This window comes from Streptomyces sp. NPDC101166 (assembly GCF_044768125.1).
GTDB lineage: Bacteria > Actinomycetota > Actinomycetes > Streptomycetales > Streptomycetaceae > Streptomyces.
This window is the reverse complement of sequence record NZ_JBIWPF010000005.1, coordinates 187,829-201,084: the sequence shown is the minus strand read 5'-3', so window position 1 is coordinate 201,084 and position 13,256 is coordinate 187,829. Positions and strand designations below refer to the sequence as shown.

The following is a 13,256-nucleotide window of genomic DNA, read 5'->3' as shown; positions in this document are numbered from 1 at the left end:
GGCTGGACCTCTCACATGCGTTCGAAGGAGCGGCGCAGCTCCCAGTCGGTGACTGCGGCGTCGAAGGCGGCCAGTTCGACGCGCGCCATGTTGGCGTAGTGGGCGACCGTCTCGTCGCCGAAGGCGGCTTTGGCGATGGGGCTGTCGGCCCACAGTTCGGCGGCCTCGCGCAGGGTGGTGGGCACGTGGGCGTAGTCGGCGGTGTAGGCGTTGCCCGGACAGGGTTCGGGCAGTTCGAGTTTCTGCTCGATGCCGTACAGGCCGGCCGCGACGAGTCCGGCGACGGCGAGGTGCGGGTTGACGTCTCCGCCGGGGAGCCGGTTCTCGAACCGCAGGGAGCGGCCGTGGCCGACGACGCGGAGGGCGCAGGTGCGGTTGTCGTGGCCCCAGGCGACGGCGGTGGGCGCGAAGGAGCCCGGCTGGAACCGCTTGTAGGAGTTGATGTTGGGCGCGTACAGCAGGGAGAAGTCGCGCAGGGCGGCGAGCTGGCCGGCGAGGAAGTACCGCATCACGTCGGACATGCCGTCGGGTCCGGCCATCGCGTTGTCGCCGGACGCGTCGGCGAGGGAGAGGTGGATGTGGCAGGAGTTGCCCTCGCGCTCGTTGTACTTGGCCATGAAGGTGAGCGACACGCCCTCCTGGGCGGCGATCTCCTTGGCGCCGGTCTTGTAGACGGCGTGCTGGTCGCAGGTGACCAGGGCCTCGTCGTAGCGGAAGGCGATCTCGTGCTGGCCGGGGTTGCACTCGCCCTTGGCGGACTCGACGGTCAGGCCGGCGGCCTGCATCTCGTTCCTGATCCGGCGCAGCAGGGGTTCGATGCGGCCGGTGCCGAGGACGGAGTAGTCGATGTTGTACTGGTTGGCCGGGGTGAGGCCCCGGTAGTTCGCGTCCCAGGCCTGTTCGTAGGTGTCCTTGAAGACGATGAACTCCAGCTCGGTGCCGACCTGGGCGGTGTAGCCGAGGTCGGCGAGGCGTTCGAGCTGGCGGCGCAGGATCTGGCGGGGGGCGGCGACGACCGGGGCGCCGTCGTCCCAGGCGAGGTCGGCGATGAGCAGGGCGGTGCCCTCGTTCCAGGGCACCCGGCGCAGGGTGCTCAGGTCGGGGCGCATGGCGAAGTCGCCGTAGCCGCGGTCCCAGGAGGACATCGCGTAGCCCTCGACGGTGTTCATCTCGGCGTCGACGGCGAGGAGGTAGTTGCAGCCCTCCGTGCCGTGGTCGAGCACCTCGTCGAGGAAGAAGCGGGCGGCGAACCGCTTGCCCTGGAGTCTGCCCTGCATGTCGGGGAAGGCCAGGACGACAGTGTCGATCTCGCCGCCGGCGACGAGGGCGTGCAGTTCCTCGACGCTGAGCGGGGGTGTGCGGTCTGCCACGGGAGGGCCTCCTTCGGGCTGCTGCGCGCTGTCCTTCGGGCCGCCGCGCACTTCTCCGGCCGGGCCGAGAGCCATAAGGTATTGCGGAGAACCATTGTTTGGGAAGGGGGCGCGACCACATGGCTCTGGACGCGGAGGGCGACTCGGACGACCGGCTGACGCCGGTGTTGCGGCCGGTGCGTGCGGGCAACGGCTTCGAGGAGGCGCTTGAGCAGATCCTGCAGGTCGTCCGGCTGGGCCTGGTGCCGGCCGGGGAGCGGCTGCCGGCCGAGCGGGAGCTGGCGGAGCGGCTCGGGATCAGCCGGGTGACGCTGCGCGAGGTGCTGAAGGTGCTCCAGGACCAGGGCCTGGTGGAGGCGCGGCGCGGGCGCTACGGCGGCACGTTCGTGCTGCCCCGGACCGACGCGGGCGGCGAGGACGAGCTGCGGCGCCGGATCGAGCGGATCGACGTCGAGGACGTCCTGCGCTTCCGGGAGGTGCTGGAGGTGGGGGCGGCCGGGCTGTGCGCGGCGCACGGCCTCGACGACGAGCAGGAGGCCCGGCTGCGCGACGCGCTGGCCCGCACACACGACGCGCCGCTCGCCGACTACCGCCGCCTGGACACGCTGCTGCACCTCACGCTCGCGGAGCTGTGCGGATCGCCGTCGCTGACGGCCCGGTACGCGGCGGTCCGGGCGAGCGTCAACGACCTGCTGGACTGCATCCCGCTGCTGGTGCGCAACCTGGAGCACTCCCAGCGCCAGCACACCGCGATCGTGGAGGCCGTGCTCGACGGTGACGCGGACGGGGCGCGGGAGATGATGCGCGAGCACTGCGCGGGCACGGCGGCGCTGCTGCGCGGCTTCCTGGGGTGAGCGGCGGACACGCGGGATTCACGGGGGTTTCACGCAGGGGTATTGCCATCCGGCCGACGGACCGCAAAGGTATGCATCCATTCCATTGGGTTCCCTCGAGTTCCCCTGCGGTCTCCTGAGTTCCCTTGCGTTCGTCCACCGCTGCGTTCGTCCACCGCCCGTGGGGAGTCGCGTCATGTCCCTGGAATCCACGCCCACCAGCACCGCCGAGGAGGCGGACGACTATCTGCGGCGCCGAACGCTGCGCCGCGGCAGCGCCGGCTGGGTGCTCCTCACCGGCCTCGGCGTCGCCTACGTCGTCTCCGGCGACTTCTCCGGCTGGAACCTCGGCCTCGCCGAAGGCGGCTTCGGCGGTCTGGCGATCGCCACGGTGCTCATGGGCACCATGTACGCCTGCATGGTGTTCGCCCTCGCCGAACTGTCCGCGATCCTCCCCACGGCCGGCGGCGGCTACGGCTTCGCCCGCCGGGCCCTCGGCCCGTGGGGCGGCTTCCTGACCGGCACGGCCATCCTCATCGAGTACGTCCTCGCCCCGGCCGCCATCGTGATCTTCATCGGCGACTATGTGGAGTCGCTCGGCCTGTTCGGCCTGGAGTCCGGCTGGCCCGTCTACCTGGCCTGCTTCGCGATCTTCATCGGCATCCACCTGTGGGGCGTCGGCGAGGCCCTGCGGTTCAGCTTCGTGGTCACCGGCATCGCGGTGTTCGCCCTCATCGTGTTCGCCCTGGGCGCGCTGCCCGGCTTCGACGCCTCCTCGCTCGACGACATCCCGGTCGACGCCTCCGCCTTCGGCGCGAACTCCTGGCTGCCCATGGGACTGCTCGGCATCTGGGCGGCGTTCCCGTTCGGCATGTGGTTCTTCCTCGGCGTGGAGGGCGTGCCGCTCGCCGCCGAGGAGACCAAGGACCCGGCCCGCGCCCTGCCCAAGGCCATCCGCTGGTCGATGGGCGTCCTCGTGGTGCTGGCCGTGGTCACCTTCTTCGCCGCGGCCGGGGCGCGCGGCTCCGACGCCGTCCAAGCGGCCGGCAACCCGCTGGTCGAGGCGCTCCAGCCGGACGGGAAGGCCACGGCGCTCAGCAGGTTCGTGAACTACGCCGGGCTCGCCGGACTGGTCGCCTCGTTCTTCTCGCTGATCTACGCCGGCTCCCGCCAGCTGTTCGCCCTCTCCCGCGCCGGCTATCTGCCCCGGTTCCTGTCGCTGACCAGCCGCCGCAAGGCGCCGTACCTGGGCCTGCTGGTCCCGGGCACGATCGGCTTCGCGCTGGCCGCCGGCACCGGCGACGGCGGCCGGATGCTGAACATCGCCGTCTTCGGCGCGACGATCAGCTACGCGCTGATGTCCCTGTCGCACATCGTGCTGCGCCGCCGCGAACCGGGACTGGAGCGGCCCTACCGCACCCCGGGCGGGGTGCTGACCTCCTCGGTCGCGCTGGTCCTCGCGTGCTCGGCGCTGGTCGCCACGTTCCTCGTCGACGTGACGGCCGCGCTCATCGCGCTGACGGTGTACGCGGTGGCCGCGGCCTACTTCGCGCTCTACAGCCGTAAGCGTCTGGTGGCGAAGGCGCCGGAGGAGGAGTTCGCGGCGCTGGCCGCCGCCGAGGCAGAGTTGACCCGGGACCAGGGCGTGTTTCGAGAGTAGCGTCGTCCGCCCGGAGGGCGGGGCTCGCGGCGTCTGGTGCGGTGCGTCGCAAGGCGGAGGGTCGCCCGCGTACTGGTTGTACGCGGGCGATCCCGACAACGCGGCGAGGCGCCGTGCCAGGCGTCGCGAGCCAGACGGGACTTTCGAAACACGCCCGGAGACGAGGGAGTGCGCATGGCAAGGCCGCTGATCGGTGTGAGCACGTACCTGGAGCGCGGCGCGCGCTGGGGCGTCTGGGAGCTGGAGGCGGCCCTGCTGCCGGTCGGCTACCCCCGGCTGGTGCAGACCTCGGGCGGCCTCGCCGCGATGCTGCCGCCCGACGACCCGGCCCGCGCCACCGACGCCGTCGCCCGTCTGGACGGCCTCGTCATCGCGGGCGGTCCGGACGTCGACCCACTGCACTACGGCGCCGAACGCTCCCCGCGCTGTGGCCCGCCCGCACCGGAACGCGACGCGTGGGAGCTCGCCCTGATCCACGCCGCCCTGGCCGCCGGCACCCCCCTGCTCGGCATCTGCCGCGGCATGCAGCTGCTGAACGTCGCCGCCGGCGGCACCCTCGTCCAGCACCTCGACGGCCACGCCGAGACCGTGGGCGTCTTCGGCGAGCACCCGGTGAAACCGGTCCCCGGGACCCGCTACGCCGCCCTCGTCCCGGAGGAGACGACCGTCCCCACCTTCCACCACCAGGCGGTGGACCGCCTGGGCGCCGACCTGATCCCGTCGGCCTACGCGGCGGACGGCACGGTGGAGGCGGTGGAACCGCCGCCGTCCCGGGGCTGGGTGCTGGGGGTCCAGTGGCACCCGGAGATGGCACAGGACCTGAGGGTGATGCGGGGCCTGGTCGAAGCGGCATCCGACACGACCCCCTGAGTCCCCCTGCCGCATCCGGCCCGCCGGCGTGACCCCCGCCCCTGCCCGGACCGCCCGATCCGCGCCGCCGAGCTCCCGCCCCTACCCTCGCGTCAGCGACAGCAACTCGCGCGCCGGTCCCGCGGGCCGATGTCCCGTGGGCCACACCGCCCGCAGCTCACGTGCCAGCACCACCGACGCCACCGGCACACTCACCAGCCGCCGCATCCCCAGTTCCTCCCCCACCGCCAGCTCACTCAGCACCGCCGGCCCCGCCCCGCTGACCGCCGCCGCCTTCACCGCCGTCGTCGACGACAGCTCGATCAACGGCCGCGCCAGCCCCCCGAGCGCCGCGTCCAGCACCTGCCGCGTCCCCGACCCCTTCTCCCTGAGGATCAACGGCGTGGACGCCAACTCCCCCGCCGGCAGCGGCCGTCGCCGCCTCGCCCACGGATGACCGGGGGCGACCACCACGATCAGACGGTCATGAGCGATGACCGCGGAGTCGAGCCCCGACGACACCGTGAGCCCCTCTACGAACCCCAGATCGGCCTCCCCCGTGAGCACCCGCTCCGCCACGCCCGCGGAGTTCCCCGCGTGCAGCGACACCTCCGTGTCCGGCCGCTGCGCGCGCAGCGCGAGGAGCCAGCCGGGCAGCAGGTACTCCGCGATGGTCATGCTCGCCGCCACCCTGAGCCGCGAGTCCCGCCGGTCCCGCAACGCCTGCGCCCCCGCGTCGAAGGCCTCCGCCGCCTCGACGATCCGCCGCGCCCAGTCGGTGACCAGCGCCCCGGCGTCCGTGAGCCGCGACCCGCGCGGCGACCGGTCCACCAGGGCCACCCCGAGCTGCCGCTCCATGGACCGGACCCGGCTGCTCGCGGCCGGCTGGGTGATGCCCAGCTCTCGCGCCGCCGCCCCGAGGCTGCCCACCCTGGCCACCGCCAACAGCAGCTCCAGCGCCCCGAGATCGGGAACCCGGTGCGCGAGCGACCCCGCACCCCTGCCGCTCCCGCCCTGCTCGCCGTCCCCGGCCCGGCTGTCCTCGCCCCTGCCCGAACTGCCCATAAGCCAAGTTTATGCCCGGCGGGAGCCGTACAGGTGGGCCGTCGTCGCCGGGGGAAGCGCCGACGGTCCGCTCAGGGGCAGGCCGCTCGCAGCGCCGAGGCCAGTGCCCGTGGCGCCGCGGCGAGCGACGGTCCGTACCAGGTGAGGAGCCGTCCGCTGACGAGCGCGCAAGGCAGGCCGGGGAAGGCCTCCGGGCCGTCGTCCGAGGTGAAGCGGTAGGGCTCGTCGGGCAGGACGACCAGGTCGGGGGCGGCGGCCCGCAGCTCCTCCAGGGGGATCCTCGGGTAGCGGTCGGCGTGGGAGGCGTACAGGTGGTCGACGCCCAGGCGGGACAGGACGTCCCCGGCGAAGGTGTCCCGGCCCAGGACCATCCACGGACGGCGCCAGATCGGTGCCACGGCGGTTCTGCGGGGCGCGGCGGGCTCGACGGCGGCCCACGCCGCCTCGGCCTCTTCCAGCCAGCGCGGACGGCTGCGCGCCCCGCACGCGTCAAGCACCCGGTCCAGTTCGCGGAAGGCCTGCGGCACGTTCCGCACCTCGGTGACCAGCACCTCCAGGCCGGCGGCGCGCAGTGCGGCGAGGTCGGGTCCCCGGTTCTCCTCCTCGTTGGCGACGACCAGGTCGGGGGCGAGGGCGACGATCTCGTCGACGCGCGGGTTCTTGGTGCCGCCCAGCCGGGGGACGTCGAGGTTCGCCGGGTGCGTGCACCAGTCGGTGACGCCGGCCAGGACGCCGGGGAGGGAGACGGCGACGGCCTCCGTGAGGGAGGGCACCAGGGAGACGACCCGCACTACCGCTTCCGGTTCCGGACCGCCTCGATGTGCTCGGCGACCGCGACGACGACCACCCGGGTGTCCGCGACGGTCGCCCGCCAGCGGTGGCGGACCCCGCCGGTGAGGTAGAGGGTGTCGCCCCGGCCGAGACGGTAGGCGCGGCCCTCCGCCTCGATCTCCACGGCTCCGTCCGCGACGTACATCAACTGGTCGTTGCGGTACTGGAACTCGCGGCCGGCCTCGTGGCCGCCGGTGTACTCGCTGGCGTGCATCTGGTGGTGGCCGCGCACCAGGGAACGGCTGTGCGGCTCGGGTCCGGGCTCGGTGAGCTCGGCGCGGACGACGTCGACGCTGCAGGCCGGGTCGGCGGCGGCGAGGAGTTCGACGGCCGTGGTGCGCAGCGCGTCGGCGACCTTCTCCAGGGAACTGGTGCTGGGCCGCGCCCGGTCGTTCTCGATCTGGCTGAGGAACGGGACGGACAGGCCGCTGCGCGCGGCCACGACGGCGAGGGTGAGGTCCAGGGACCGGCGTCGTCGCCGGACGGCCGCGCCCACCCGCAGGGGCTGTTCCTTGTGGTCGCCCATGGCCCCGGCTCCCTCCTTCGCCCGTCGCTCCGACTACCCGTGTGCCCAGGTTCGGACGCACCTCTTCCGATGAGTTCTCTGCACCCTACGCATGTTCGGCAAACCGTTTCACGGGGCCGCCGCATCGGGGGCGCACGCCGCCCGGCGGTACCCCTCAGATCGCGCCAGTCGATCACCGCGGCCGGGCTGCCGACGGGGGTGACGTTCGCCCCGTCGACGTCCTCTCCGGTTCAATGCGCGTCGGCCGCCGGGTGTTCCCGGCGGACGCCGGCTTCGACCGGGCTGGTGGGGCGGCTGTCGGCCGGGCCGGACGGGGCGGTGAGCCGGGGTGTGAACATGGCGCTGCGTGGTTGGCCGGATCCTTGCCGTGAGCGAAGGCGAAAGTCGAAGAGGGGCGGGCCCTTCGCACGCGTCGTCGCGTACGTCGGTGCCCGCCCCTCGTCGGGCGGCCGCGGGACTGTCAGGTCACCCCGCCGCCCGGCTCTTGGCGCCCGCGTCGGCCACGGGCGCGAACTTGTCGAGCAGGCCCGGGTTCTTCTTGAGCCAGCCGCGGACGGCGTCCTGCTCCTTGCCCTTGCCCGCGCCCTGGATCTCCGCCTCCAGGCCGGTGAGCTGCTTCTCGGTCATGGAGAAGTTCTCCAGCCACTTGCCGACCTCGGGGTTGTCGGCGGCGAAGCCCTTGCGGGAGAGGGTGTGCACGCCGTCGCCCTTGCCCCAGGCGCCGCGCGGGTCCTTCAGCTTCTTCAGGCCGTACTCGCTGTACGCCCAGTGCGGCGACCAGAGGGTGACCACGATCGGGGCCTTCTTGGCGTAGGCGCGCTTGAGCTCGGCGAGCATCGCCGGGGTGGAGCCGTCGACGACCTTGTACTCGCCGTCGAGGCCGTACTCCCCCAGCACCTTGTCCTTGAGCAGGCCCATCATCCCGGCGCTGGGCTCGATGCCGGTGATCTTCCCGTCGAACCGGGCGGACTTGCCCTTGAGATCGGCCAGCGAGTTGACGTCCTTCAGGTAGGACGGGACGGTCAGCTCCAGGGAGGTGGGGCCGTACCACTGGCCGAGGTCGTCGAGCTGCTTGCCGTACTTCTTCCAGTACTCGGCGTGGGTGGTGGGCAGCCAGGAGTCGGTCTGGAAGTCGATCTGGCCGGTGGCCAGGCCCGTGTAGAGGGGGCCGGCGGCGTACTGGGTGGTCTTCACGTCGAAGCCGCGTTCCTCCAGCAGCTCCTTCCACAGGAACGTGGAGGCGATGCCCTCGTCCCACGGGATGTAGCCGATGGTGATCTCCTTGCCCTTGCCGACGTCGGCGGCGGAGGCCTCGGCGGTGCCGGCCTTCGGGCCGAGGACGCCCATGCCGCCGGCGACGAGCGCGAGCGCGGACACCCCGGCGAGGGCCACGGCCGGGCGGGGGCGGTAGGTCCACACCGTCGTACGGGCCTTGGCGGCGGCGCGCCGGCCGAGGGGGGAGATACGGGTGCCCAGGGCGCCGGTCATGCGGTCCAGGTAGATGGCGAGGACGACGATGCCGAGGCCCGCCTCGAAGCCGAGGCCGATGTCGAGCTGGCCGATGGCCTCGTTGACGGCGCCGCCGAGACCGCCGGTGCCCACCATGCCGGCGATGACGACCATCGACAGACCGAGCATGATCACCTGGTTGACGCCCGCCATGATCGTCGGCAGGGCGAGCGGCAGCTGCACCCGCAGCAGGGTGTCGCGTGGCGTCGTGCCGAAGGCCTCTGCGGCCTCGACGAGCTCGGCGTCGACCTGGCGGATGCCGAGTTCGGTCATGCGCACACCGGGGGCGAGCGCGAAGATCAGGGTGGCGACGACGCCGGCGGGGACGCCCATGCCGAAGAAGAGGATCGCCGGGATCAGCAGCACCATGGACGGCATGGTCTGGAGCAGGTCCAGAACGGGCCGCAGGGCCGCGCTGACCGTCTTGGAGCGGGCGGCCCAGATGCCCAGCGGGACCGAGACCACGAGGGCGATCACGGTGGCGACGAGCACCAGGGACAGGGTGGACATCGCCTCCTCCCACAGGTCGAGGGAGTCGATGAGCGCGAACCCGGCGAAGCCGAGGACGCCCGCGACCGAGCCGCGCAGCCACCAGGCCAGCACCGCGAGGATGCCCGCGAGCAGCAGCGGCTGGGGGGCGGTGAGTGCGGCGTCGAGGCCGTCGTACATGCCTTCGACGACGGTCTTGATCGCGTCGAAGAGCCAGGACATGTGGGCGACGAGCCAGTCGACGCCGGAGTCGACCCAGTCGCCGAGGTGGAGCCTAGGCACGGGCGGCCTCCTTGTCGGCGGTGCGCGCGCTGTCGCAGCGGGCCTCGGTGTCCCGTTCGTCGCCGATGAAGGCGACGAGACGCCTGCGCGGGACCACGCCGACGAGGGCGCGCTCCGCGTCGAGCACGGCGACGGGGTGGGGGACGCGGGCGCTGAGCGCGCACAGCTCGGTGAACGGCGTGTCGACGGTGGCGGTGGCGCAGCCGCAGTCGGCCTCGTCGCCGCGGACGTCGGCGTCCATGACGGCCGCGGCGGTCAGCACGCGGGAGCGGTCGACGTCCTGGATGAAGGAGGCGACGTAGTCGTTCGCGGGCCGCACGAGGATGTCCTCGGCGGTACCGGTCTGCACGATGCGGCCGTCGCGCATGACGGCGATGCGGTCGCCGAGACGCATGGCCTCGTTGAGGTCGTGGGTGATGAAGACGATCGTCTTCTTCAGCGTCTGCTGGAGCGTGAGCAGCTGGTCCTGCATGTCGCGCCGGATCAGCGGGTCCAGCGCGCTGAAGGACTCGTCCATCAGCAGCAGGTCGGCGTCGGTGGCGAGGGCGCGGGCGAGGCCCACGCGCTGCTGCATGCCGCCGGACAGCTCGTCCGGCCAGGACTTCTCCCAGCCGGCCAGGCCGCACAGCCGCAGCGCCTCGGCCGCGCGTTCCTCGCGCTCGGCGCGCGGGACGCCCTGCACGGCGAGGCCGTAGGCGGCGTTGTCCAGGACGCTGCGGTGCGGGAAGAGCGCGAAGTGCTGGAACACCATGCTGATCTTGCGGGCGCGGACCTCGCGCAGCTCGCGGTCGCCGAGCGCGGTGAGGTCCTGGCCGTCGAAGAGGACGCGTCCCGAGGTGGGCTCCAGCAGTCCGTTGAGCATGCGCAGCAGCGTGGACTTGCCGGAGCCGGACAGGCCCATGACGACGAAGATCTGGCCGGGGTCGACGGCGAAGGAGGCGTCGATGACGGCGGCTGTGGCGCCGTCGCCGCGCAGCTCCTCGCGGTCGGCTCCGCCACGGAGCCGTTCGACCGCCTCGTCCTGTCGTCTGCCGAACACCTTGTACAGGTGCTCGGCCTCAAGCCTGGAGGACACACATACCTTCTCGCATAGGGGGCAGGGGGGAGGCGGCGCCGAAGGCCGTCGGCCCTGCCGGGGCCGGGGCCCCTTGGCGATCGCGAACGGTTGAACATGCAACCGGCACCGCTCCGAGGCCGCGCCTGCCCTGGTCGCGGCGGTGCAAACGCGACAGTGGGCCAGTTCACAGGCCCTTCACGGCCGATACGGACCCCTTCACACCCGGGCGGACGGCCGCACACGCCGAGTTCTTCGGCCGCGCCGGGCGGGTGAACGCGCTCGCGTCGGGGGCCCGCGCGTGCGGCATGATGCGTGCGTGACCGGACAGCTGATGCTCCTCGACACCGCCTCGCTCTACTTCCGCGCCTACTTCGGCGTCCCCGACTCGGTGAAGGCGCCCGACGGCACGCCGGTGAACGCCGTGCGCGGACTGCTGGACTTCATCGACCGCCTGGTCAAGGACCACCGGCCGGACGAGCTCGTCGCCTGCATGGACGCCGACTGGCGGCCGGCCTGGCGGGTCGGCCTCATCCCCTCCTACAAGGCGCACAGGGTCGCCGAGGAGCACGCCGCCGGGCCGGACGAGGAAGAGGTCCCCGACACGCTCTCCCCGCAGGTCCCGGTCATCGAAGCGGTGCTCGACGCGCTCGGCATCGCGCGCGTGGGGGTGACGGGCTACGAGGCGGACGACGTGATCGGCACGTTCACCGCGCGGGCGAAGGGGCCGGTGGACATCGTCACCGGCGACCGCGACCTGTACCAGCTGGTGGACGACGCGCGCGGGGTGCGGGTGCTCTACCCGCTGAAGGGCGTCGGCACGCTCCAGGTGACGGACGAGGCGTGGCTGCGCGAGAAGTATGGGGTCGACGGCCGCGGGTACGCGGATCTCGCGCTGCTGCGCGGCGACCCGAGCGACGGCCTTCCGGGCGTGCCCGGCATCGGCGAGAAGACCGCGGCCAAGCTGCTCGCCGAATTCGGCGACCTGGCCGGGATCATGGCGGCGGTCGACGACCCGAAGGCCAAGCTCACGCCGTCGCAGCGCAAGCGGCTCGACGAGGCACGCCCGTACGTGGCGGTCGCGCCGAAGGTGGTGCGGGTCGCCGAGGACGTCGCGCTGCCGGAGGTGGACGTCACGCTGCCGCACGCGCCACGGGAGCCGGAGACGCTGGAGGCACTGGCGCGGCGCTGGGGGCTGGGCGGCTCGCTGCAGCGGCTGCTGACGACGCTGGGTTCGTGAGCGGTGCACTCACCACAGAGGATGCTAACTTAGGTAAACCTAACCAACTTCGCAGGGAGGCCGTCATGGCAGAACGCCCGGCACGCAAGCCGCGGAAGCCCCACTCCGCGCAGGTCGTTCGGACCGAACGGCTCACCCCGCACATGCAGCGGATCGTCCTCGGCGGCGCGGGCCTCGCGGAGTTCGAGCTCGGCGGCTGCACCGACCACTACGTCAAGCTGCTGTTCGGCGCCGAGGGCGTGACCTACCCGGAGCCCTTCGACCTGGAGCGCGTGCGCGCCGAGTTCCCCCGCGAGCAGTGGCCCGTGACCCGGACGTACACCGTGCGCCACTGGGACGCCGAGCACCGCGAGCTGACGCTGGACTTCGTGCTCCACGGCGACGAGGGCCTCGCCGGACCGTGGGCCGCGCGCGTCCAGCCGGGCGGAACCGTCCACTTCATGGGCCCCGGCGGCGCCTACGCCCCCGACCCGGCCGCCGACTGGCATCTGCTGGCCGGCGACGAGAGCGCCCTGCCCGCGATCGCGGCCGCCCTGGAGTCGCTCCCGGCCGGCGCCGTCGCCCACGCCTTCATCGAGGTGGCCGGCCCCGAGGAGGAGCAGAAGATCGACTCCGATGTGGAGGTCGTCTGGCTGCACCGCGGCGACCGCCCCCTCGGGGAGAAACTCGTCGAAGCCGTCCGCGCACTGCGTTGGCCGGAGGGCCGCGTGCACGCCTTCGTCCACGGCGAGGCCGCCACCGTCAAGGACCTGCGCCGGCTCCTGCGGGTCGACCACGCCGTCCCCCGCGACGACCTCTCCATCTCCGGCTACTGGCGTCTCGGCCACAGCGAGGACGGCTGGCAGGCCGCCAAACGCGAGTGGAACGCGCGCGTGGAAGCGGAACAGGAGACCACGACCCCGGCCGCGTGACCCGACGCCTCAGTCGCCCCTCACCCGGGCGTGGAGGTGCATGTCGTGCCAGCCGTCGGGATGGAGGACGGCGCTGCGCTTGGTGCCCTCCACGGCGAAACCCGACTTGACGGCGACGCGGCAGGACGCGGCGTTGGCCGTGGCGTGCAGGAGTTCCAGGCGGTTGAAGCCGACGTCGTCGAGCGCCCAGCGGGACAACGCGACCGTGGCACGTCCCGCGACGCCCCGCCCCCGGGAGGCGGCCGTGGTCCAGTAGGCCATCTCGGCCACACCGTCGGCCAGGACGATGTCCCGCAGCGCCACCCGCCCCAGCAGCACGTCGCTGTCGGCGTCCACGACGGCCCACTGCGCGTCGCGCTCCTCACCCCAGGACCGCGTCCACTCCCCGATCCAGCCGACGGCCTCCTCCACGCCGTCGCAGGCGCGCACGTGCCACTGGTGCATGAGCGGGTCCTGGAACGCGGCGTGGACGGCGGGCGCGTCCTCGATCCGCCAGGGGCGCAGGAGAAGACCGTCGACGGTGGCGAGCACGGGCTGCGGGATACGGGCGAGCGTTCCGGCGGGCAGGACCGGACGAGTGAGATACGGCATGATCCACATCCTGCCCACCGGCCCCGGCTCCTCGCACCGGATTTCC

The 13,256-nt window shown here is 72.8% G+C and carries 12 protein-coding genes; 5 read left to right on the top strand and 7 right to left on the bottom strand.

What is annotated here, in order from left to right:
• Positions 1 to 11 precede the first annotated feature (11 nt).
• Entirely contained in the window at positions 12 to 1,370 is a 1,359-nt protein-coding gene (locus ACIRS4_RS11810) for a glutamine synthetase family protein (protein ID WP_404193562.1), read from the bottom strand.
• Between the two features lie 119 nt (positions 1,371 to 1,489).
• Between ACIRS4_RS11810 and ACIRS4_RS11805 the strand changes: the two genes are divergently transcribed.
• The 3 genes from ACIRS4_RS11805 to ACIRS4_RS11795 all read left to right on the top strand — a co-directional run bounded on the left by ACIRS4_RS11805 (position 1,490) and on the right by ACIRS4_RS11795 (position 4,733).
• Positions 1,490 to 2,224: a FadR/GntR family transcriptional regulator gene (locus ACIRS4_RS11805; RefSeq protein WP_404193559.1), complete on the top strand. Its 735-nt coding sequence runs from the start codon at positions 1,490 to 1,492 to the stop codon at positions 2,222 to 2,224.
• 175 nt (positions 2,225 to 2,399) lie between these two features.
• Positions 2,400 to 3,863 carry an ethanolamine permease gene (eat, locus tag ACIRS4_RS11800; RefSeq protein ID WP_404193556.1) on the top strand — a complete coding sequence of 488 codons (1,464 nt, stop codon included), beginning with the start codon at positions 2,400 to 2,402 and terminating at the stop codon, positions 3,861 to 3,863.
• 174 nt (positions 3,864 to 4,037) lie between these two features.
• Complete coding sequence (locus ACIRS4_RS11795; RefSeq protein ID WP_404193554.1) at positions 4,038 to 4,733, top strand: gamma-glutamyl-gamma-aminobutyrate hydrolase family protein; 696 nt, start codon at positions 4,038 to 4,040, stop codon at positions 4,731 to 4,733.
• Positions 4,734 to 4,814: 81 nt separating this feature from the next.
• On the opposite strand, the gene ACIRS4_RS11790 is transcribed toward ACIRS4_RS11795, so the two are convergent.
• From ACIRS4_RS11790 to ACIRS4_RS11770, 5 genes are all read right to left on the bottom strand, one after another.
• A complete protein-coding gene (locus ACIRS4_RS11790) occupies positions 4,815 to 5,777 on the bottom strand; it encodes a LysR family transcriptional regulator (protein WP_404193551.1) in 963 nt (320 codons plus the stop codon).
• Positions 5,778 to 5,848: 71 nt separating this feature from the next.
• Complete coding sequence (locus ACIRS4_RS11785; protein ID WP_404193549.1) at positions 5,849 to 6,568, bottom strand: helical backbone metal receptor; 720 nt, start codon at positions 6,566 to 6,568, stop codon at positions 5,849 to 5,851.
• A complete protein-coding gene (locus ACIRS4_RS11780) occupies positions 6,568 to 7,134 on the bottom strand; it encodes a helix-turn-helix domain-containing protein (protein WP_404193546.1) in 567 nt (188 codons plus the stop codon). Before ACIRS4_RS11780 ends, ACIRS4_RS11785 begins: the two co-directional genes overlap by 1 nt.
• A 465-nt stretch (positions 7,135 to 7,599) precedes the next feature.
• The gene (locus ACIRS4_RS11775) at positions 7,600 to 9,414 is read right to left on the bottom strand and encodes an ABC transporter permease/substrate binding protein (RefSeq protein WP_404193544.1); all 1,815 of its coding nucleotides are present in this window, start codon (positions 9,412 to 9,414) and stop codon (positions 7,600 to 7,602) included.
• Positions 9,407 to 10,489 carry a glycine betaine/L-proline ABC transporter ATP-binding protein gene (locus ACIRS4_RS11770; RefSeq protein ID WP_404193541.1) on the bottom strand — a complete coding sequence of 361 codons (1,083 nt, stop codon included), beginning with the start codon at positions 10,487 to 10,489 and terminating at the stop codon, positions 9,407 to 9,409. Before ACIRS4_RS11770 ends, ACIRS4_RS11775 begins: the two co-directional genes overlap by 8 nt.
• 313 nt (positions 10,490 to 10,802) lie before the next feature.
• On the opposite strand from ACIRS4_RS11770, the gene ACIRS4_RS11765 reads away from it, so the two are divergent.
• Both ACIRS4_RS11765 and ACIRS4_RS11760 read left to right on the top strand, forming a co-directional pair.
• A complete protein-coding gene (locus ACIRS4_RS11765) occupies positions 10,803 to 11,708 on the top strand; it encodes a 5'-3' exonuclease H3TH domain-containing protein (RefSeq protein ID WP_404194021.1) in 906 nt (301 codons plus the stop codon).
• A 65-nt stretch (positions 11,709 to 11,773) separates the two neighbouring features.
• Positions 11,774 to 12,619 carry a siderophore-interacting protein gene (locus ACIRS4_RS11760; protein ID WP_404193538.1) on the top strand — a complete coding sequence of 282 codons (846 nt, stop codon included), beginning with the start codon at positions 11,774 to 11,776 and terminating at the stop codon, positions 12,617 to 12,619.
• Positions 12,620 to 12,628: 9 nt separating this feature from the next.
• On the opposite strand, the gene ACIRS4_RS11755 is transcribed toward ACIRS4_RS11760, so the two are convergent.
• Positions 12,629 to 13,210: a GNAT family N-acetyltransferase gene (locus ACIRS4_RS11755; protein ID WP_404193535.1), complete on the bottom strand. Its 582-nt coding sequence runs from the start codon at positions 13,208 to 13,210 to the stop codon at positions 12,629 to 12,631.
• Between the last annotated feature and the right edge of the window lie 46 nt (positions 13,211 to 13,256).